Source organism: Streptomyces sp. PKA51 (genome assembly GCF_057552455.1).
This window is the reverse complement of sequence record NZ_BAAJPZ010000004.1, coordinates 130091-150153: the sequence shown is the minus strand read 5'-3', so window position 1 is coordinate 150153 and position 20063 is coordinate 130091. Positions and strand designations below refer to the sequence as shown.

Annotated in this window: 16 protein-coding genes; 6 read left to right on the top strand and 10 right to left on the bottom strand. The window is 71.8% G+C overall.

Annotation, left to right across the window (positions count from 1 at the left end):
- Window positions 1-26: 26 nt before the first annotated feature.
- The 3 genes from AC27L3_RS07920 to AC27L3_RS07910 form a co-directional block, all read right to left on the bottom strand.
- Window positions 27-698 carry a DUF4232 domain-containing protein gene (locus AC27L3_RS07920; RefSeq protein WP_487233284.1) on the bottom strand — a complete coding sequence of 224 codons (672 nt, stop codon included), beginning with the start codon at window positions 696-698 and terminating at the stop codon, window positions 27-29.
- A gap of 55 nt (window positions 699-753) precedes the next feature.
- Window positions 754-2046: a M18 family aminopeptidase gene (locus tag AC27L3_RS07915; RefSeq protein ID WP_487233283.1), complete on the bottom strand. Its 1293-nt coding sequence runs from the start codon at window positions 2044-2046 to the stop codon at window positions 754-756.
- Between the two features lie 85 nt (window positions 2047-2131).
- On the bottom strand, window positions 2132-3958 hold the full coding sequence (locus AC27L3_RS07910; protein ID WP_487233282.1) for an acyl-CoA dehydrogenase: 1827 nt from the start codon (window positions 3956-3958) through the stop codon (window positions 2132-2134).
- Window positions 3959-4088: 130 nt separating this feature from the next.
- Here AC27L3_RS07910 and AC27L3_RS07905 point away from each other — a divergent pair, with 130 nt between their 5' ends.
- Window positions 4089-4541 carry an SseB family protein gene (locus AC27L3_RS07905; RefSeq protein ID WP_344432935.1) on the top strand — a complete coding sequence of 151 codons (453 nt, stop codon included), beginning with the start codon at window positions 4089-4091 and terminating at the stop codon, window positions 4539-4541.
- A gap of 32 nt (window positions 4542-4573) precedes the next feature.
- On the opposite strand, the gene AC27L3_RS07900 is transcribed toward AC27L3_RS07905, so the two are convergent.
- Complete coding sequence (locus AC27L3_RS07900; protein ID WP_487233281.1) at window positions 4574-5461, bottom strand: trypsin-like serine peptidase; 888 nt, start codon at window positions 5459-5461, stop codon at window positions 4574-4576.
- A gap of 119 nt (window positions 5462-5580) precedes the next feature.
- On the opposite strand from AC27L3_RS07900, the gene AC27L3_RS07895 reads away from it, so the two are divergent.
- Both AC27L3_RS07895 and AC27L3_RS07890 read left to right on the top strand, forming a co-directional pair.
- Complete coding sequence (locus AC27L3_RS07895; protein WP_487233280.1) at window positions 5581-6528, top strand: pirin family protein; 948 nt, start codon at window positions 5581-5583, stop codon at window positions 6526-6528.
- Window positions 6529-6636: 108 nt separating this feature from the next.
- A complete protein-coding gene (locus tag AC27L3_RS07890) occupies window positions 6637-7656 on the top strand; it encodes a DUF2278 family protein (protein ID WP_487233279.1) in 1020 nt (339 codons plus the stop codon).
- A 21-nt stretch (window positions 7657-7677) separates the two neighbouring features.
- Here the strand turns inward: AC27L3_RS07890 and AC27L3_RS07885 are convergent, their stop codons facing one another.
- A complete protein-coding gene (locus AC27L3_RS07885; protein ID WP_487233278.1) occupies window positions 7678-9828 on the bottom strand; it encodes an ATP-binding SpoIIE family protein phosphatase in 2151 nt (716 codons plus the stop codon).
- Between the two features lie 117 nt (window positions 9829-9945).
- Between AC27L3_RS07885 and aspS the strand changes: the two genes are divergently transcribed.
- A complete protein-coding gene (gene aspS, locus AC27L3_RS07880; protein ID WP_487233277.1) occupies window positions 9946-11733 on the top strand; it encodes an aspartate--tRNA ligase in 1788 nt (595 codons plus the stop codon).
- Between the two features lie 64 nt (window positions 11734-11797).
- On the opposite strand, the gene AC27L3_RS07875 is transcribed toward aspS, so the two are convergent.
- Window positions 11798-12184, bottom strand: a complete 387-nt coding sequence (locus AC27L3_RS07875) for a DNA-binding response regulator (protein WP_487233276.1) — start codon at window positions 12182-12184, stop codon at window positions 11798-11800.
- 132 nt (window positions 12185-12316) lie between these two features.
- A complete protein-coding gene (gene metG / locus AC27L3_RS07870; protein ID WP_487233275.1) occupies window positions 12317-14044 on the bottom strand; it encodes a methionine--tRNA ligase in 1728 nt (575 codons plus the stop codon).
- Between the two features lie 191 nt (window positions 14045-14235).
- On the opposite strand from metG, the gene AC27L3_RS07865 reads away from it, so the two are divergent.
- On the top strand, window positions 14236-14679 hold the full coding sequence (locus tag AC27L3_RS07865) for a hypothetical protein (RefSeq protein WP_487233274.1): 444 nt from the start codon (window positions 14236-14238) through the stop codon (window positions 14677-14679).
- 83 nt (window positions 14680-14762) lie between these two features.
- Here AC27L3_RS07865 and AC27L3_RS07860 read toward each other — a convergent pair whose 3' ends face one another.
- Complete coding sequence (locus AC27L3_RS07860; protein ID WP_487233273.1) at window positions 14763-15815, bottom strand: VWA domain-containing protein; 1053 nt, start codon at window positions 15813-15815, stop codon at window positions 14763-14765.
- Window positions 15816-16017: 202 nt separating this feature from the next.
- The gene (locus tag AC27L3_RS07855) at window positions 16018-17391 is read right to left on the bottom strand and encodes a carotenoid oxygenase family protein (protein WP_487233272.1); all 1374 of its coding nucleotides are present in this window, start codon (window positions 17389-17391) and stop codon (window positions 16018-16020) included.
- 206 nt (window positions 17392-17597) lie between these two features.
- Between AC27L3_RS07855 and AC27L3_RS07850 the strand changes: the two genes are divergently transcribed.
- Complete coding sequence (locus tag AC27L3_RS07850; protein ID WP_487233271.1) at window positions 17598-18911, top strand: alpha/beta hydrolase; 1314 nt, start codon at window positions 17598-17600, stop codon at window positions 18909-18911.
- A gap of 46 nt (window positions 18912-18957) precedes the next feature.
- Here AC27L3_RS07850 and AC27L3_RS07845 read toward each other — a convergent pair whose 3' ends face one another.
- A complete protein-coding gene (locus AC27L3_RS07845; protein WP_487233270.1) occupies window positions 18958-20025 on the bottom strand; it encodes an alpha/beta hydrolase in 1068 nt (355 codons plus the stop codon).
- Between the last annotated feature and the right edge of the window lie 38 nt (window positions 20026-20063).

Genomic DNA, 20063 nt, shown 5'->3' with positions numbered 1-20063 from the left:
CGGCCTGTTCGCGCCCATGCCGGGGTTCACCACTTGAGGGCGGAGGCCTCGTCCGGCTGCCAGTACGTCGTGCGGGCGGTGTCGTCGACGCGCAGGGTGCCGCCGGGCAGGTCGGGGTGGGCGGGCTCGCTGGAGAGCGGTTCGCCGGCCGGGGTCTGGAAGCTCACCGAGATCTGTTCGGCGTCGTGGCCGCTGCCGCCGGAGCCGTCCGCGGAGGAGGCCAGCACCCCGGCGTAGGCGGACTTGCCGGGGGCGAGGGTGAGCCTGCCCTGCGTCCTGCTCTTCTCCTCGACGCCCACCGTCGCCTGGTCCTGGTCGAAGCGCAGGAAGGGGAAGCCGTAGGCGACGCAGGCGGCGTCGGAGGTGTTGGTGGCCACCAGCACCACGTGGTGGGCCGGCGAGCTCACGGCCTTGACCTCGATCTTGACCGCCCCGGGGCCGCAGGCGTCGCCCTTCTCCCCCGCCTTGTCGTCGACCGTGGTGCCGGCCTCGCCGTCGTCCTCCCCGCCCTCGCCGCCCTCGTCCCCGGCGAGGGTCTGCGGCTCCGGGGCGGCGGAGGGGCTGCCGGTGGCGGCGGCCTGCTGCTCGTCCTCGGCCTGGCCGCTCCCGGAGTCCGAGCCGCCGCCGCAGGCGGTCAGGGTGAGGGCGGCCGCGGTCGTGAGGGCGGCGACGGCGATCCGCAGGGTGCGGGTGGTCATGGTGCTTCCCCCGGGGGAGTGGGAACGGTGCGGTGGCGGGTGCGGGTGTGTGGGGTCAGCCTTCCAGGAAGGCGGTCAGTGCGGAAGCCAGGAGGTGCGGGTCGTCGGAGCCGCACAGTTCGCGGGCGGAGTGCATGGACAGGATCGCCACGCCGATGTCGACGGTGGTGATGCCGTGCCGCGCTGCGGTGATGGGACCGATCGTGGTGCCGCAGGGCATGGAGTTGTTGGAGACGAAGTGCTGCCACGGCACGCCGGCGCGCTCGCACGCGGCGGCGAAGAGGGCCCGTCCGTGGCCGTCGGTGGCGTAGCGCTGGTTGACGTTGACCTTGAGGATCGGGCCGCGGTTGGGCATGGGGTGGTGGCCGGGGTCGTGGCGCTCGGGGTAGTTGGGGTGGACGGCGTGGCCGGTGTCGGAGGACAGGCACACGGTGCCGGCGAAGGCGCGGGCGCGGTCCTCGTACGTGCCGCCGCGGGCGAGGACGGAGCGCTCCAGCACGGTGCCCAGCAGGGGGCCCTCGGCGCCGGTGTCGGACTGGCTGCCGTTCTCCTCGTGGTCGAAGGCGGCCAGGACGGGGATGGAGGGCAGGCTGGCGGAGGTGGCGGCGGCGGTGAGGGCGGCGACGCCGGCGTGCACGGAGAGCAGGTTGTCCATGCGCGGGCCGGCGAGCAGCTCGCGGTCGCGGCCGAGGTAGGCGGGCGCCTCGACGCTGTGCGTCATCAGGTCCCAGCCGGCCACCTCGTCGGCGGCGACGCCGGCCTCCTCGGCGACGAAGCGGATCAGGTCGCCCTCGTGGACGTCGCCGAGGCCCCAGATGGGCGTCATGTGGCGCTGCTTGTCCAGCTTCAGGCCGTCCTGGTTGACGCCCCGGTCGAGGTGGATGGCCAGCTGCGGCACGCGCAGCAGCGGGCGGTCGACGACCACGAGCCGGTGGCTGCCGTCGCGCAGCGTCAGCCGTCCGGACAGGCCGAGGTCGCGGTCGAGCCAGGTGTTGAGCAGGGTGCCGCCGTAGAGCTCCACGGCCACCTGCCGCCAGCCGTGCGCACCGGTGTCGGGCAGCGGCTTGACGCGCAGGTTCGGCGAGTCGGTGTGCGCACCGACGATGCGGAACGGGGAGGCGGGGGTGGCGCCTTCCGGCACGTACCAGGCGATGATCGCGCCGCCGCGCCGCACGAACTTCCCGCCGGCCTGTCCGTCCCAGGCGTCGGTCTCGGCGACCTCGTGGAAGCCGGCCTTCTGCAGTCGCTCGGCGGTGGTGGCCACCGCGTGGTACGGGGAGGGACTGGCGGCGAGGAAGGACATCAGGTCGTCGGTGTGGCCGCGGTCGAAGCGGTGCGCAGAGCTCATGCCAGCAGCATAAAGATGGGGGCAAGAGCCGGGCTGCCCTTTCGGGAGCCCGGCTCCTGCCCGGTGATCCATCGGTGGGAGGGCCTTAGAAGGCGGCCTCGTCCAGCTCCATCAGGGAGCGGTCGACGCTCTCGGCGAGGACGCGCTCGGTGGCCACGCCCGGCAGGACCGTGTCGGCGAAGAACTTCGCCGCGGCAATCTTGCCGGTGTAGAACGCCTTGTCCTTGGCGGAGGCGGTCGGCAGCTTCTCGGCGGCCACGGCGGCACCGCGCAGCAGCAGGTAGCCGACGACGACGTCGCCCGAGGCCATCAGCAGGCGGGTGGTGTTCAGGCCCACCTTGTAGATGGACTTCACGTCCTGCTCGGTGGCGGCGAGGTCGGTCAGCATGGCGCCGACGATGCCCTCCAGGTCGACGGCGGCCTTGGCGAGCTTCTCGCGGGCCTCGGCGAGCTCCTCGCCGCCGGCGGCCTCGGCCAGGAACTTCTTGATCTCCTCGGACAGGGTGGTCATGGCCTGGCCCTGGTCGCGGACGATCTTGCGGAAGAAGAAGTCCTGGCCCTGGATGGCGGTGGTGCCCTCGTAGAGCGTGTCGATCTTGGAGTCGCGGATGTACTGCTCGATCGGGTACTCCTGCAGGTAGCCGGAGCCACCGAAGGTCTGCAGGGACTGGGCGAGCTGCTCGTAGGACTTCTCCGAGCCGTAGCCCTTGACGATCGGCAGGAGCAGGTCGTTCAGGCCGTGCAGGGCCTTGGCGTCCTCGCCCGCGGCCTCCTTGACCTGGATCTCGTCCTGGACGGCGGCGGTGTACAGCACGAGGGCGCGCATGCCCTCCGCGTACGCCTTCTGCGTCATCAGGGAGCGGCGCACGTCGGGGTGGTGGGTGATGGTGACCTTGGGCGCGGTCTTGTCCATGAAGTGCGCCAGGTCGGTGCCCTGCACGCGCTCCTTGGCGTACTCCAGCGCGTTGAGGTAACCGGTGGAGAGGGTGGCGATCGCCTTCGTGCCGACCATCATGCGGGCGAACTCGATGATGCGGAACATCTGGCGGATGCCGTCGTGCTTGTCGCCGATGAGCCAGCCCTTGGCGGGGTGCTTGTCGCCGAAGGTCATCTCGCACGTGTTGGAGGCCTTCAGGCCCATCTTGTGCTCGACGTTGGTGGCGTAGACGCCGTTGCGCTCGCCCAGCTCGCCGGTCTCGAAGTCGAACTCGTACTTCGGCACGAGGAAGAGGGACAGGCCCTTGGTGCCCGGGCCGTGGCCCTCGGGGCGGGCGAGGACGTAGTGGAGGATGTTCTCCGCCATGTCGTGCTCACCGGAGGTGATGAAGCGCTTGACGCCGGTGATGTGCCAGGAGCCGTCCTCCTGCTGCACGGCCTTGGTGCGGCCGGCGCCCACGTCCGAGCCGGCGTCCGGCTCGGTGAGGACCATGGTGGAGCCCCACTGCTTCTCGGTGGCGAGCTTGGCGATGTGCTTCTGCTGCTCGTTGCCCTCCTCGAAGAGGATGCCGGCGAAGGCCGGGCCCGAGGAGTACATCCAGATCGCGGGGTTCGAGCCCAGGATGGACTCGGCGTACGCCCAGATCAGCGAGCGCGGCGCGGTGGTGCCGCCGATCTCCTCCGGGATGCCCAGGCGCCACCACTCGGCGTCCATGTACGCCTGGTAGCTCTTCTTGAACGTCTCGGGGACCGGGGCGGTGTTGGTCTCCGGGTCGAAGACCGGGGGGGTGCGGTCGGCGTCGGCGAAGGACTCGGCCAGTTCGTTCTCGGAAAGGCGCGTGATCTCCGACAGGATGCTCTTCGCCGTCTCGACGTCCATCTCCCCGAAGGGACCGGTGCCGTACAGCTTGTCGCGGCCGAGGACCTCGAAGAGGTTGAACTCGATGTCGCGAAGATTCGACTTGTAGTGGCCCATGACAGACGGCTCCGTAGGTGACGGGAGGGCGTTCCTCTGTGCGTACCGGTCAGTAAGCAGCATGATGCTACCCGTCGGTAATAAGATGCAAGACCCGATCGGCCAACTGTGACCCTTTACGCTTTGGCCCATGTACGGCTACGACCAGACCGCGGCACAGCAGGGTTACGCGCCTCCGCAGCAGCCGGGCGGCTACGGCGAACAGCCGCTCTACCCCGAGCCGTCGCCCCCGTCCCTCGCGGATGCCGTGCGCGCCTTCACCACCGGCCAGATGTCCGCCGAGGACTTCCAGACCGTCTTCTCCGGCTCCAAGGTCTACTGCCCGCGCGGCGACAACCCCGGCTTCCTCGCCCTGCACAACACCCAGCAGCCGGTGATCCCGATGTTCACCTCGCTGAAGGAGCTGCGGCGCTACGCGGGCAAGGAGTCGAAGTACTTCGTGATCACCGGCGCCGAGGTGCTCGACCTGCTGCCGACCGGGTACGGCTTCGTCCTCGACATGGAGGGGGACCACCGCATCGTCTTCGACGCGAAGTCCGTCGAACAGATGGTGGACTTCGCCATGCGCCGGATGTACGGCTAGACGCCATTGCCCCGTAGACGGCCGATGCCGGGCTATCCGTCCGTCGCACGGCGGTAAAGACGCGCCACCGCGTCACCGAAGTACGCGGTGTACGAGGTCTCCTCGTCGCCGCCCTCGTCCTTGCCGCCCAGTACGCCCACCAGCGTCGCGCCGTCGTCCGCCAGGAACGGGCTGCCGCTGGTGCCGTTGAGCAGGCCCTCGCAGTCGAAGCGCAGCTGCGTGGCGCCCTCGGCCTGCGTCGTGCCGCGGCAGGCCACCGGCCGCTCCCCGTCGTTGGGGTAGCCCAGCACCCGGGCCGGGCCCCGCGCCGGCGGGTCGAAGCGGATGCGGGCCGCGCCGGTCGCCCGTTCGAGTGAGCCGTCGCCCTCGGCGGGCTCCATCCGCAGGAACGCCACGTCGTAGTCGGGGTCGCGGTCCTCGGTCCATTCCGGGGCCACGTCGATCGACCGGGGCACCCACACCCCGTACGGCGCCGCACCCCGGTCGTAGCCGGGGACGAAGGCCAGGTCCGTGCGGAAGCCGTCCATGTACACGCAGTGCGCCGCGGTGACCACCAGGTCGCCGGCCGCACTGTGGACGACGCTCGCCGTGCAGCCGTGAACCGGCTCGTCCTGCGCCGTGTAGAACAGCGGGCCGACCGCCGGCGAGGGGGCGGCCTCGGCCGCCGCGCCGTCCTCGGTGGCGGCCGCCTGCGGGGCGCCCAGCGGGCGCTGCCCGCCCTCGCGCACGGCCTCCTTCATGCGCTGCGCGCTGCGCTCGGCGACCTGCCGGGGCTGGGCGTAGTGCCCCTTGCCGTCCCCGGCCGCCAGTGGCGCGTCCGTGGCCAGGCCGCGGTGCGCCACGAGCAGGGCGACGGCGGCCAGAACCAGCGCGAGGGCGGCGACGGCGAGGACGCCGCGGGCTCTGAGACGGGAGCGCATTGATCAAGTGTGCCTCCTTCTGGGGGAACCCGCCGGACGGAGGAGGGGCCGGGAATGTGTCGCCCTTGCCTGTTGTTAAGGATTCAACTAAATTGGGGGTACGACCGAGGAGGCCATCCATGCCCGCAGTCACCGCAACCAACCCGCTGGCCCTGCCGCGCGTCACCGCGCCCGCCGGCGGCGCCCCGCGCCCCGTGGTGCACGTCGCCACCGCGCCCAGCGGCTTCGAGGGCGAGGGCTTCCCCGTCCGCCGTGCCTTCGCGGGGATCCCCTACCGCCACCTCGACCCGTTCATCATGATGGATCAGATGGGCGAGGTGGACTACGCGGCCGGCGAGCCCAAGGGCACCCCCTGGCACCCGCACCGCGGCTTCGAGACCGTCACCTACATCATCGACGGCACCTTCATCCACCGGGACTCCCACGGCGGCGGTGGCGTGATCACCGACGGCGACACCCAATGGATGACCGCCGGCTCCGGCCTGCTGCACATCGAGACCCCGCCCGAGGACCTGGTGATCAGCGGCGGGCTGTTCCACGGCCTCCAGCTGTGGGTCAACCTGCCGGCCGCCGACAAGATGATCGCGCCGAAGTACCAGGACATCCGCGGCGGCAGCGTCAAACTGCTCGCCTCCGAGGACGGCGGCGCGCTCGTCCGCCTGATCGCCGGCGACGTCGCGGGCCACGAGGGCCCGGGCGCGACCCACACGCCGATCACGATGATCCACGCGTCCCTGAGCCCCGGCGCGCAGCTGACGCTGCCCTGGCGGTCCGACTTCAACGCGCTCGCCTACGGCCTGGCCGGCCACGGCTCGGCCGGCACCGAGGGCCGCCCGTTCCGGATGGGGCAGGCGGTCGTCTTCGGCGAGGGCGACACCCTCGTCGTCCGCGCCGACGCCGCCCAGGAGACCCGCACGGAGAACTTCGAGGTGGTCCTGCTCGGCGGCCTGCCGATCCGCGAGCCGATGATGCACTACGGGCCGTTCGTGATGAACACCCACGCCGAGCTGGCCCAGGCCTTCGAGGACTTCCAGGCCGGACGGCTGGGCACGATCCCGGCGGCCTGAGCCGGGGACCCCGCGGCCCCGAGCCGAGTGGTGCCGTGCCCCCGTCGGGGGCACGGTGGAAGGGACGGGCATCCCCAGCGGACTCCTCCAGGAACGGAGGTCCCAGGCATGACCATCAGCCCCTACGGAGTGGTGACGGGCCGTGCGACCGGCAAGCGCCGGGAACCCGGCACCAGTGACAAGCCGCACTTCCAGCTGTTCATGGAGGACAACGCCGGCACCCGCTACCAGGTGCCGGTGAACGTCCTGTCCGACACGGCCCCCTCCCAGCTGCTGTTCCTTGCGGACGACGACTTCCGCCACCCGGTGACGGACCTCCTGCCGCCGGCGGGCAGCGGCTGGCACCCGCTGGCCTCGCAGGCGGGCACGGGCGCCCTCGACTACGTCCGCGGCAATCTGTTCGACCCCACCCGGATGCGGGTGCTGCCACCGGACGTCCAGGGAGTGGACAACGACCTGGAGGACTTCCTGGAGCACTACACGGACCGCGCCATCGCCGACCCCACGGTGGCCGTCTACGCCTTCGGCCAGCGCTTCGGACGGGTCTCCCTGCTGCGCAGGCTCGTCCGCTTCATGGCCCGCAGGCACAGCCACCAGGGCCCCGGCGTCCACGACATCCACATGAACCAGGGCAACGGCGTCAAGCACCGCCCCGACGACGGCATCTGGCAGGACGGCGGACTGCTCTTCCACTTCTCCGCCGAGCACCGCTGGGTGGCGATCTTCCTCGCCTTCCAGTCGCAGTCCTGGCACACCGACGACCAGGGCCACAGCATCGGCCCGCCGTCCCCGCCCGGGGAGCACGAGGCGCCGGTGCGCATCGTGGCGGCCCGGGTCGGGGTGTCCGCGGGGCCGGACGGCCAGTCGGTCACGCTGCTCAACGCCTCCGCGCACACCGTCGACCTGGGCGGCTGGCGGCTGGCCGACGAGCGCGGCCACGTCCGGCCGCTCCCCTCGCGCCGCCTCGCCGCCGGCAGTACGGTCACCGTCGAGGGCGGCGACGGACTGCGGCTCAGCCGGACGGGCGGGGCGCTCAGCCTGCTCGATCCGGTGGGCCTGAAGGTGCACGGCGTGGCCTACACCGACGAGCAGGTGCGCCAGGAGGGCTGGACGACCACCTTCGCGTGACGCATCTTCGCGTGACGCCGGCTACGTCACCGCCTCGAACCGGGCCTCCGCCGCGGCCGCGGCCTCGTACAGCTCGAACCAGATGCTCTTGCCCGCGCCCTGGGGGTCCACGCCCCAGGCGCCGGCCAGGAGTTCGAGCAGGACCAGGCCGCGGCCGGAGGACGCCATCTCGCCGGGGTGGCGGCGGTGGGGGAGCTCGTCGCTGGCGTCCGCGACGCTCACCCGCAGGCAGCGGGTGCCGGGGGCGCCGGACAGCTCGGCGATCAGCAGGGCGTCGCCGTCGGTGTGCACGAGCACGTTGGTGATGAGCTCGGAGACCATCAGCACCGCCGAGTCGCGCTGCTCCTCGTCGGGCCAGTCGTGCAGCAGTTCGCGCACCTGGTGGCGGGCCTCGGCGATGCGCTCCGGCTCGGCCTGGGCGATGCTCATGACCGTGCGCCGCGGCGGGCACGGCACCGCGCCCGCGCCCTCGGGCAGGTCGCGGCGCAGGAGCAGCAGGGCGATGTCGTCCTCGCGCCGGTCGATGAGCGGGCCGGTGGTGTAGTGCGAGGGCGGGCCGTGGACGGCCTGCACGAGGTCGTCGGCGAGCTGTTCGAGGTCCTCGGCGCCGTCGGGGCCCGTGCCGTGGTCCTCGATGATCTGCCGCAGCCGCATCCAGCCGGTCTCCAGGTCGTGGCCGCCGGTCTCGATGAGCCCGTCGGTGCACACCAGCATGGTCTCGCCGGGCTCCAGCACGATCCGCGTCGTGGGGTAGTCGGCGTCCGGCACGATGCCCAGCGGCAGCCCGCCGGCCGTGGGGCGTACGAGCAGGGTGCCGTCGCTGAGCCGGATCGCCGGGTCGGGGTGGCCGGCCCGGGCGATAACGAGCAGTCCGCTGCTGGGGTAGACCTCGATGTACAGGCAGGTGGCGAAGCGCGGGTCCGCGTCCTCGTCGGCACCGTTGATGCCGGCCAGGAAGCGCGAGGCGCGCGAGAGCACGGCGTCCGCGTGGTGGCCCTCGGAGGCGTAGGCGCGCAGGGCGATGCGCAGCTGGCCCATGAGCCCCGCGGCCCGTACGTCGTGACCCTGGACGTCGCCGATGACGAGGGCGAGCCGGCCGCCGGTGGAGGCGCCGTCCTCGGAGGTGCCGCCGGGCAGTGGGATCATGTCGTACCAGTCGCCGCCGACCTCCAGCCCGCCGCCGGTGGGCACGTAGCGCGCGGCCACCGACATGCCGGGGATGTCGGGCTGGACGGTGGGCATCATCGAGCGCTGCAGGCCCACGGTGAGCTCGCGCTCGGACTCGTGCACGCTGGCGCGCCCGAGCGCCTGGGCGAGCATCCGGGCGACGGTGGCGAGCACCGAGCGCTCGTCGGGGGTGAAGGAGACCGGGACGGAGAAGCCGGCCATCCAGGCGCCGATGGTCCGCCCGGCGTTGATCATCGGCAGGAAGGCCCAGGACCGGCGGCCGAAGCGCTCGACCATCGGGTAGATCTCGGGGAAGCGGCGCCGGTAGTCCTCGGGGGAGGGCAGGTACACGGCGCGGCCGGTGCGGATGACCTCGGCGGCCGGGGCGCCGGCCCCCATGGGCTGGTCCATGAAGGCGTCCATGTCGCCGGGGGCGTAGCCGTGCTGCCCGATGAGCTTGACCCGGCCGGCCTCGCCGACGAAGACGGCCAGGCCCGAGGGCTCGAAGCCCGGCATGGACAAGGTGGCCGCGACCCGCAGCACCTCGGAGGTGGAGCGGGCCTCCGCCAGCGCCCGGCCGGCGTCCAGCAGGAACGCCTCGCGGTTGCGCCGCCAGTCGCCGGTGACGGTGCTGCGGGCGGCGGAGGTGCCGGGCTGGGGCGCGGGGACCTCCTCCAGCGTGCCGACGAGGCGGGCGGCGGGCCCGATGCCGTACGGCCGGGTGCGGCTGCGCACGGTCCGCAGCACCCTGCCGTCCTCGTCCACGACCCGCAGCCGGGCCTCGGCGAGGGTGCCCTCGGCGGCGGCGAGGCTGATGATGCCCTGGACCTCCACCCAGTCCACGGCGTGGAAGCGGGCGCGGACGCCGGACTCGGTCAGCTCCACCCGGGTGGGCGGCAGGCCCATGAGCCGGGCGCCTTCGGCGTCGAAGGTGACGGTGCGCGAGGCGGTGTCCCAGTACCACAGGCCGGTCTGGACGGCGGCCAGTACGTCCTCAGTGCGCATTGCCCCACTTTATGCAGGTACGGCCGTAGCGGACCACTGATGGTATGCGAGGGGCAGTACCCTTGCCTGGTGCTGTATGCGCACACTCCACGCCTTCGACCACGACTTGGATGAACGATGCATCGTTACCGGTCCCACACCTGCGGCGAGCTCCGTGCGGCCGACGTCGGCACCGACGTGCGGCTCAGTGGCTGGCTGCACAATCGGCGCGACCTGGGCGGCATCCTCTTCATCGATCTGCGTGACCACTACGGCCTGGTCCAGCTGGTGGCGCGCCCCGGCACCCCGGCCAACGAGGCGCTCGGCCACCTGACCAAGGAGACCGTCGTGCGCATCGACGGCAAGGTCGTCAGCCGCGGCGCCGACAACGTCAACCCCGACCTGCCCACCGGCGAGATCGAGATCGAGGTCGCCGAGGTGGAGGTGCTCGGCGCCGCCGAGCAGATCCCCTTCACCATCAACGCCGAGGACGGGGTGAACGAGGAGCGCCGTCTGGAGTACCGCTTCCTCGACCTGCGCCGCGAGCGCATGCACCGCAACATCATGCTGCGCACCGCCGTCATCCGCGCCATGCGCGAGAAGATGACCGCGCTCGGCTTCAACGAGCTGGCCACCCCGATCCTGTCCGCCACCTCCCCCGAGGGCGCGCGCGACTTCCTGGTGCCCTCGCGCCTGCACGCCGGCCGCTTCTACGCCCTGCCGCAGGCCCCGCAGCAGTTCAAGCAGCTGCTGATGATCGCCGGCTTCGACCGCTACTTCCAGATCGCGCCCTGCTTCCGCGACGAGGACGCCCGCGCCGACCGCTCGCCGGGCGAGTTCTACCAGCTCGACGTGGAGATGTCCTTCGTCGAGCAGGAGGACGTCTTCCAGGTGATCGAGAAGGTCATGACCGAGCTCTTCGAGGAGTTCGGCGGCGGCCGCCACGTCACCTCCCCCTTCCCGCGCATCCCCTTCCGCGAGGCGATGCTCAAGTACGGCTCCGACAAGCCGGACCTGCGCGCCAAGCTGGAGCTGGCCGACGTCAGCGACGTCTTCGCGGGCTCGGAGTTCAAGGCGTTCGCCGGCAAGCACGTGCGGGCCCTGCCGGTGCCGGCCGTCCAGGACCAGCCGCGCAAGTTCTTCGACGGCCTCGGCGACTTCGCGGTCGAGCAGGGCGCCAAGGGCCTGGCCTGGATCCGCGTCGGCGAGGGCGGCCAGCTGTCCGGCCCGATCGCCAAGTTCCTCACCGAGGACGACGTCAAGGCCCTCACCGAGCGCCTCGGCCTGGAGGCCGGCCACGCCGTGTTCTTCGGCGCGGGCGACGTCGACGAGGTCTCCAAGATCATGGGCGCGGTGCGCGTCGAGGCCGCCAAGCGGGCCGGCCAGTTCGAGGAGAACGTCTTCCGGTTCTGCTGGATCGTCGACTTCCCGATGTTCGAGAAGAACGAGGACACCGGGCAGATCGAGTTCTCCCACAACCCGTTCTCCATGCCTCAGGGCGGCCTTGCGGCCCTGGAGAGCATGGACCCGCTGGACATCCTCGCCTGGCAGTACGACATCGTCTGCAACGGCGTCGAGCTGTCCTCCGGCGCCATCCGCAACCACGAGCCCGACGTCATGTACAAGGCGTTCGAGATCGCCGGCTACAGCAACGAGGACGTCGAGCGCGAGTTCGGCGGCATGCTGCGCGCCTTCAAGTTCGGCGCCCCGCCGCACGGCGGCATCGCCCCGGGCGTCGACCGCATCGTGATGCTGCTGGCCGACGAGCCCAACATCCGCGAGACCATCGCCTTCCCGCTCAACGGCAACGCCCAGGACCTGCTCATGGGCGCCCCCAGCGAGGTCGACGACGCCCGCCTGAAGGAGCTCCACCTGAGCATCTACAAGGGCGCGGCCAAGCCGACCCCGTACAAGCCGACGAAGTAGTCGCACCGCACGTGCACCGAAGGCCGGCCGGGCAGCAGCCCGGCCGGCCTTCGGCATGACGGCCTCACACCAGGGCCAGGGGCAGCGGGACTCTCGGGCAGCAGCCGGCCGCGTTGTGCACGGCGCGCGAGAGCCGGCCCGGGGTCAGCCGCTCGCGCCACAGCACGGACTGCACGCCGTACTCCCCGACCGCCATCAGCTCCGCCGGGCCCAGGTCGTCGGCGACCACGAGCAGCGGGGCGCGGTTCGCGCGGACCATCGCCCGCAGCCGGGCCGGGGCGTCGGGGTCGTGCCGCGACAGCAGGAGGACGTCGACGGCCGCGGTGCCGTCGTCCGCCGCGACGACGCCGATGCCCGCGAGGGCGCGCAGCTGCCGGACGACCCGGTACCGGCCCAGCTCGTCGCCGCCGTGGACGCTTACGGTGATGCCTTCGTCGAACACTGCGAACACTGCTCTTCCTCAATCACGCCGAAAGGACGCCTTCAGCGTGCGGGGCGGCGCTCAACGAACGATTGCCGATGGATCAACGCATGCATGAGGGCCCCGGAACCGCACGGTTCCGGGGCCCTTACGCGTACGTCGTTACGCCTCGTCGGCGGCGCCGAAGCGCTCGCGGTAGGACTCCAGGTCCTCCTCGGTGATCTTCGCGAAGAGCACCGGCGGCACGCTGAACGCGGTGCCCGCCGGGACGAACGTCAGCGACTTCGCCTCGTCCGCCGTCACCCACGTCGCGGTGGCGGCCGCCGAGTCCTCCGGCAGCGCGAACGCCGAGCGCATGGCCGCCGCGGAGGCCGGGATGAACGGCTCGGAGACCACCGCGTAGAGGTGGATGAGGTTCATCGCGGTGCGCAGGGTCAGCGCCGCGGCCTCGGGGTCGGTCTTGATCTCCAGCCAGGGGGCCTTGGTCTCCAGGTAGGAGTTGCCCGCGCTCCACAGCGCGCGCAGCGCCTGCGCGGCCTTGCGGAACTGCAGCTCCTCCATGTACCGCTCGTACTCGGCGAGCAGCTCGGCGACCTGGCGGCCGAGCTCGGCCTCGGCCTCGCCCTCCTCCAGACCGGCCGGGACGCTCTCGCCGAAGCGCTTGCGCGAGAACGACAGCACACGGTTGACGAAGTTGCCGAGGGTGTCGGCGAGGTCCTTGTTGACCGTGCCGGCGAAGTGCTCCCAGGTGAAGGACGAGTCGTCCGACTCCGGGGCGTTCGCCATCAGGAAGTAGCGCCAGTAGTCGGCCGGCAGCAGCTCCAGTGCGGCGTCGGTGAAGATGCCGCGCTGCTGCGAGGTGGAGAACTTGCCGCCGTAGTACGTCAGCCAGTTGAAGGCCTTGACGTAGTCGACCTTCTTCCACGGCTCCCGGGTGCCCAGCTCCGTGGCCGGGAACATCACGGTGTGGAAGGGCACGTTGTCCTTGGCCATGAACTGCGTGTAGCGCACGTCGCCGGCCTCGTACCACCACGACTTCCAGTCGCGGTTCGCCGGGTCCTGGCCGGCCCACTCCTTGGTGGCGCCGATGTACTCCACGGGCGCGTCGAACCACACGTAGAAGACCTTGCCCTCGGCCGCCAGCTCCGGCCAGGTGTCCGCCGGGACCGGCACGCCCCAGTCGAGGTCACGGGTGATCGCCCGGTCGTTCAGGCCCTCCGTCAGCCACTTGCGGGCGATGGAGGAGGCCAGCAGCGGCCAGTCCTTGCCGTGCTCGTCGATCCACGCCTCGACCTCGCCCTGCAGCTTCGACTGCAGCAGGAACAGGTGCTTGGTCTCGCGCACCTCCAGCTCGCTGCTGCCGCTGATCGCCGAGCGCGCGTCGATCAGGTCGGTCGGGTCCAGCACGCGGGTGCAGTTCTCGCACTGGTCGCCGCGCGCCTTGTCGTAGCCGCAGTGCGGGCAGGTGCCGACGATGTACCGGTCGGGCAGGAAGCGGCCGTCGGCCAGGGAGTAGACCTGGCGGATCGCGCGCTCCTCGATGAACCCGTTCTTCTGCAGCTGACGCGCGAAGTGCTGGGTGATCTCGTGGTTCTCCGGCGAGGAGCTGCGGCCGAAGTAGTCGAACGAGATGTGGAAGCCGTCGTAGATCGCCTTCTGCACGTCGTGCTGCTGCCCGCAGAAGGTGTCCACCGGCAGCCCGGCGTCCTTCGCCGCCAGCTCGGCCGGGGTGCCGTGCTCGTCGGTCGCGCAGATGTACAGCGTCTCGCGGCCGGTCTGCCGCAGGAAGCGCGCGTACACGTCCGCCGGGAGCATGGACCCCACCATGTTGCCCAGGTGCTTGATCCCGTTGATGTACGGAAGGGCGCTGGTGATGAGGTGTCGAGCCATTGCGGCTGCTCCCTGGTCGCAGTGTTTTCAGGTGTACGTGCCCCTTTAGCGTATCCGAGCACCGGAGCCCGACCGCGCCCCGTTTCCTACCCGCGGTAACGGAGAGTATTTGATGTGTTGCTGACAGGTACACTGAAAGCGTCCCATTCGGGGGGAGTCCCCCGGATATGCCTTTCGAGGAGTTGTCCCACGTGAAGCGCACCACCCTCCGAGCCACCGGTGTCTCGGTCCTGGCCGCCGCCGTCCTGGGCGCCGTCGCCCCCGCCGCCCTCGCCACCCCCGCGAGCGCGCCGTCCGTCGAGGTCAGGAAGATCTTCACCGGGAACGGCATCGTCGCGTCCCTCGACGTCTCCTTCGACTACGTCTGCAACGTCGACACCGAGCGCCTGGAGATCACCCTGCTGTCCGCCCCGGCCGGCAGGAAGCCCGTCTACCTGACGGCCACCAAGGACAAGCGCGACCTGCAGTGCGACGGCAAGAAGCACACGGGCCTGGCCGAGTGGCACGACATGGTCGACGCGAACGTGCCCGCCCGCGCCACCCTGGAGCTCTACGGCAAGGGCGGTCTGCTGCAGACGCCCCTGGTCGAGAAGACCATGAAGCCGGGCCCCGGCCGCCTGCCGTTCGGCGACTGACGGCAGGACGACTGACGGCGGAACGCCTGACATCACAACGCCGGACGGGCCGCATGCGCAGCCCGTCCGGCGTTCGAGGGTCGCTACTTCAGGACGCCCGCCGTGCGGGCCTCCTCCAGCCACCCGGGGAACTCCAGCAGCAGCTCGCGGTAGAGCTCCTCGTGCGGCAGCAGCCGCGGTTCGCGGCCCGCGTGGAAGAAGCCCGTGTTGTCGACCGCCCGCCGCTCGGGCACCGCGAGGTCGTCCAGCCGGCGCAGGAAGTCGAAGCCGCGCGCCTCGGGGTCGCCGAAGCCCACGAACTGCCAGAAGACCGGCAGGCCGGCCGCCTCGCACAGGGCCTTCTCGGCGGCCGCCCGGTTCGAGGGGGCGCCGTCGGTCTGGAAGACGACGAGGGCGGGGTCGGTGGTGCCCGTGGCGCGGTAGTGGTCGAGGACGGCCTCGACGGCCAGGTGGTAGTGGGTGCGGCCCATGTGCCCGTAGGAGGCGTGCAGCTCGGCGATGCGCTCGCGGTGGTCGTCCGCCGTCAGTTCGGCGGTGCCGTCGATGCCGGTGGAGAAGAAGACGACGGGCAGGGTGCCGCCCTCCGTGAGGTGGCCGGCGAGGGCGAGGGTCTGTTCGGCGAGGTGCTGGACGGTGCCGTCCTTGTAGTAGGGCCGCATGGAGCCGGAGCGGTCGAGGACGAGGTAGACGGCGGTGCGCTGCCCGGTGAGGCCGGCGGCGGCCAGGGCCGCGCCGGCGGCCATCGCGGGGGAGGGCTCGGGGTCCGGCCCGGGCGGGGGTTCGGGCACGGGGTGGGGGTCGGGCCGCGGGGCCGGCTCCGGTTCGGGCACCGGTTTGGGCTTCGGCATGGGCGTGGGCTGGGGTTCGGGCTCGGGGAGGGGCTCGGGCCGGGCGGGGCCGGGCGTGGGGATGGGGCCGAGGGGGCCGGGGTCGGGGACGGTGGGGGTGCCGGCCCGGTCGGACTCCTCGGCGGTCGGCTGGGTGGGGACCGTGACGGCGCCGCCCGGCGCCTCCTCCTGCACCGCCGGCGCGCAGGCGCCGGGGCCCGTGCTCTGCTGGGGCAGGCTCGCCTCGTCCTGTTCGCCCCCTCTGGCCGCCCGGCCGAACGCGGTGCGCAGCAGACTCCGAATGCCCATGGGGAAGTTGCCCTTCGTCCTATTAGCTGTCCGTAATGCCCGTAAAATCCCGTTTGCTTGACGAATACGTAAGGCTAGTGGTCAAGCACGGTCCAAGGCGTTCACTCGCGACACGCCGTCGTGCGTGTCGTGTCACGGACAGGGTCGTGAACCGGGCTACGGACAGGGTCGCAACAGGGATACGGACAGGGCCGGAACAGGGCTACGGACAGGGGTCCGGGATCCAGTTCCCGTGGAAGCCCACCGGCACCCGCACCGGCAGGTGCACCCGGGCCACCGGTCCGCCGGCGAGGTCGCCGGCGGCCAGGACGAGCAGGTCGGTGGCCCCGCGCCGCGGGTCGTGGGAGAAGGCCAGCACCCAGCCGTCGTCCTCGGCGGCGGCACGGGACGCCGGCACGAAGACGCCCTCGCCGACGTCCCCGCCCTCCGGGACGGTGAACTCCTCACGCGTACCGCGCTCCAGGTCGTACTTGACCAGCCCCGGCCCCCGGCCCGGCAGCGGCTGGCGCACCGCGTAGCCGAAGCGGTGGTGGACGGTGAGCCGGCGGGGGTCGATGCGCGGGTACTCGGCGGGCAGGTCGTCCAGGCGCGTGCGGTGCACGGTGCCGCGGGCCGGCTCGACCGTCCAGCGTTCCAGGTGCGCGACATGCCGCCCGGGGGCGGGCCGGCGAGGGTCGAAGGCGTCGAACCAGCGGTCGTAGCGCAGGAGATGGACGACGAGCCGCCGGCCGCCCGGCTGCTCGTAGGCGTTCATCTGGTGCAGGACGAAGCAGGGTTCGAGCTCCAGCCAGCGCACCTCGCCCGCCCCGCCGTCGCGCGGCAGCACCCCGAGCCGGGCGGGCCGGTCCGGGTCCCACACCGGGTGGTGCGCGCCGGTGCGCCCGTTGCGGGCGAAGACCACCGGCAGGTCGTACAGCAGCACGTAGTGCTCGGTCAGCGAGAAGTCGTGCATCATCGGGTGCCCGTCGAGGGGGACGTCCACGTACCGCCGTACGCGGCCGTCGCGGCCCGCGACCACGTACTGCACGTACGGCCAGGCCGGGCAGTAGGCCACCGCGTGCAGTTCGCCCGAGCGCGGGTCGACGATCGTGTGCGCGGCCAGCCCGCCCGGCAGCGTGCCGTGGAAGTCGAACGGGCCGATGGTGTACAGCTCCGGGTCCAGTTCGTACGGCAGGGTGCCGCCCTCCACCAGGGCCAGGCAGTGCCCGGCGAAGTACTGCACGTGCGTGTTGGGCGCGAAGTCCATGCCCAGGTGGCGCGGCCCGTGCAGCAGCTTCTCGCCCAGGGCCCCGGCCACGGCGTCCGAGCGCACCCAGCGGTTGCGGTACCACTCGGCGCGCCCGTCGCGCAGCCGGACGCCGTGGATCATGCCGTCGCCGCTGAGCCAGTGGTGGCCTGCCGGGTCGTCGACGTGCACCGGGTTGGGGCCGTTGCGCAGGTAGCGGCCGCGCAGCGCGGCGGGCAGACGGCCGGTGACGGGCAGGTCGACGGCGGTGGTCTCGTCGTGGACCGGCGCGTAGGGGCCGCTGAGGTAGGGATTGGCGCACGGTCCGGGGCGCGGGGCCGGGTACGTCATGCCCTCCACCATCCAGCGGAAGGGGGCGTTCGGCCAGTGCCGTACGGCAGCGGACGACGGCGCGAACAACGGGACACGGGCAGGACAAGACCAGTGCAACAAATGGACGAAGGGCAACCCTCTCCGCACGAATCGGCTTCTTTATCGGTGAGGACGACCGGACACGAGGACGAGAAACCCAGCAGGGGGCAGGAAGTGGGAACCGCATGGGCCTGACCAGCAGGTCGCTTCTGTACACGGTGGTGTTCGCCGCCGTGTTGTGCGTGGGGCTCACCGTGTGGATCTGGCCCCGGCTGGCCGGCCGCGGCGTGCGCCCGGTGCTCGGCCGGCTCGCGGCCATCGCCACGACCCAGCTGGCGGTCATGGCCGCGCTGGCGCTGGCCGTGAATTCCTGGGGCGGTTTCTTCGGCACCTGGAACCAGCTCCTCGGCCGCGTCGACAAGGCGCCGGTCAATGTCACCGAGATGGGCGGCAGCGGCCCGTACGCCACCGTCACCGGGTCGAAGAACGGCCTGGTGCAGCCGGCGGGCCCGCAGGGCCTGGACAAGATAGGCGGAATTCCGCGGGGCCCGGCCGAGAAGGTGGGCAGCGTCCAGTCGGTCAACATCGTCGGGGCGCGCTCGCGGGCGATCAACCCGGCCTTCGTCTATCTCCCGCCGCAGTACTTCCAGAAGCAGTACGACCGCCAGCGCTTTCCGGTGATGGTCGTGATCAGCGGCTATCCCGGCGGGATCACCAACCTGGCGCAGCACCTGCAGGTGCCCCAGACGGCGGGCCGGCTGCTGGCCCAGAACAGAATGCAGCCGACCGTCGTCGTCATGGTCCGCCCGACGATCGCGCCCCCGCGCGACACCGAGTGCGTGGACGTCCCCGACGGGCCGCAGGCGGAGACCTTCTTCACCAAGGACCTGCCCGACGCCCTCAAGAGCACCTACCGCGTCGGCCACGACCCCAGCGCCTGGGGCGTGCTCGGCTACTCCTCCGGCGGCACCTGCGCGCTGGAGCTCGCGATGCGCCAACCGGGCGTCTACCCGGCCGCGGCCGCGCTGTCCGGCGACTACAAGGTCGGCAACGACCTGACCACCGGCAACCTCTTCGGCAGCGGCCCGCAGGCCAAGCGCAACCAGCAGGAGCACGACCTGATCTGGCGGCTGGAGAACCTGCCCGCGCCGCGGGTGTCGGTGCTGGTGACCAGCAGCAAGAAGGGCGAGAAGCAGTACGGCGAGACGGAGCGGTTCCTCAAGGCCGTCAAGCCGCCGATGAACGCCTCCTCGATCATCCTGCCGGAGGGCAGCCATCACTTCACCACCTGGCGCCGGGAGATCGGCCCGGTGCTGGAGTGGATGAGCCGGCAGCTGACCTTCCCGCAGGACACCGCCGACAAGCCCAAGAGCGAGCAGGAGAAGAAGAAGGACGCCGAGCGCAAGGCGCGGGAGGACGCGGCGCAGGACGCGCCGGCGGTGGAGCCCTCGCCGCAGGCGTCGCCCAGCGCCTCGCAGGACGAGGGCGACGAGGACTGAGCCCCCCTCCCCGCATCCGGGAGCGTCCGGGCAGCGGGCGGGCCGGTTACTCCGGACCGCCCCCCAGCTGCTCGGCCAGCCACGAGAACGCCGCGGGATAGAGGTTGATCCACGTTCCGTAGTTGTGGCCCCCGGTCGGCAGCAGCATCGTCTTCAGCCGCACCGCGCTGTCCGCGGCCTCGCGCTGGAACTCCTCGATGTAGCGGGGCGGGCTGTCGCGGTCCTGTCGCGAGGTCGCCAGGAACAGGGCCACGTCCGCGTCGCTGTGCCGCACCAGGTGCATCGGGCTGTTGCGGCGGCGCAGCTCCGGGTCGGCGATCGCGCCGCCGTCGCCGTCGAGCGGGTCGGGGTCCAGGGCGGCGCCCGCGCCGAAGACGCGGGGGTACTGCAGCGGCAGCTTCGCCGCGCAGAAGCCGCCCGTGGAGATGCCGACCAGGCCCCACGACTCGGGGGCGGCCTCGGTGCGGAAGTGCTTGCGCAGCAGCTCGGGCACGTCGGCGGCGAGCCAGGTGGCGACCTTGCGGCCGGGGACGTCGGAGCAGTCGGTGTCCACGCCGCCGGGGTTGATGATCGGCACGGCGAGGATGAACGGGCGGGTGGTGCCCTCGGTGAGCAGCCGCTCGTACGCCCCCGGCATCCGGCCCTGCTCCAGCCAGGACTGCGGCGAGCCGGGCACGCCGTGCAGCAGCACCACCACGGGGAAGGCGGTGTGGCGGTGGTCGGGCTCGGAGTACTGCGGGGGCGTCCAGACCATGACCTGGCCGGACAGCTGGGAGTGCGCCCCGCGGAAGTACGTCTCGCGCATGCCGCCGTCGCCGCGCGTGAAGCGCGCCCGCTCGGCCGGCGGGCCGGGCATCGCCACGGGCCCGGACTCGCTCGTACGGCCCATCAGGTCGTCCCACGAGGCGTACAGGCCGTAGCTGGCGTTGATCCACACCGCGACCACGCAGATGGCGGTGGCCTGGCACAGCACGATCAGGGCGAGCCGGCCCGCCCAGCGCACGGCGCCGGGGCCGGGGATCCTCGTCCACAGCAGCAGCGCCGCCAGGACGGCCAGCAGGCAGGCGACGACGAGCAGGGCGAAGAACGCGGTGCCGGTCAGGCTCGGAATCATCCCGCGGATACGCTCCCCCGGCTCGGTGGACCGATGGC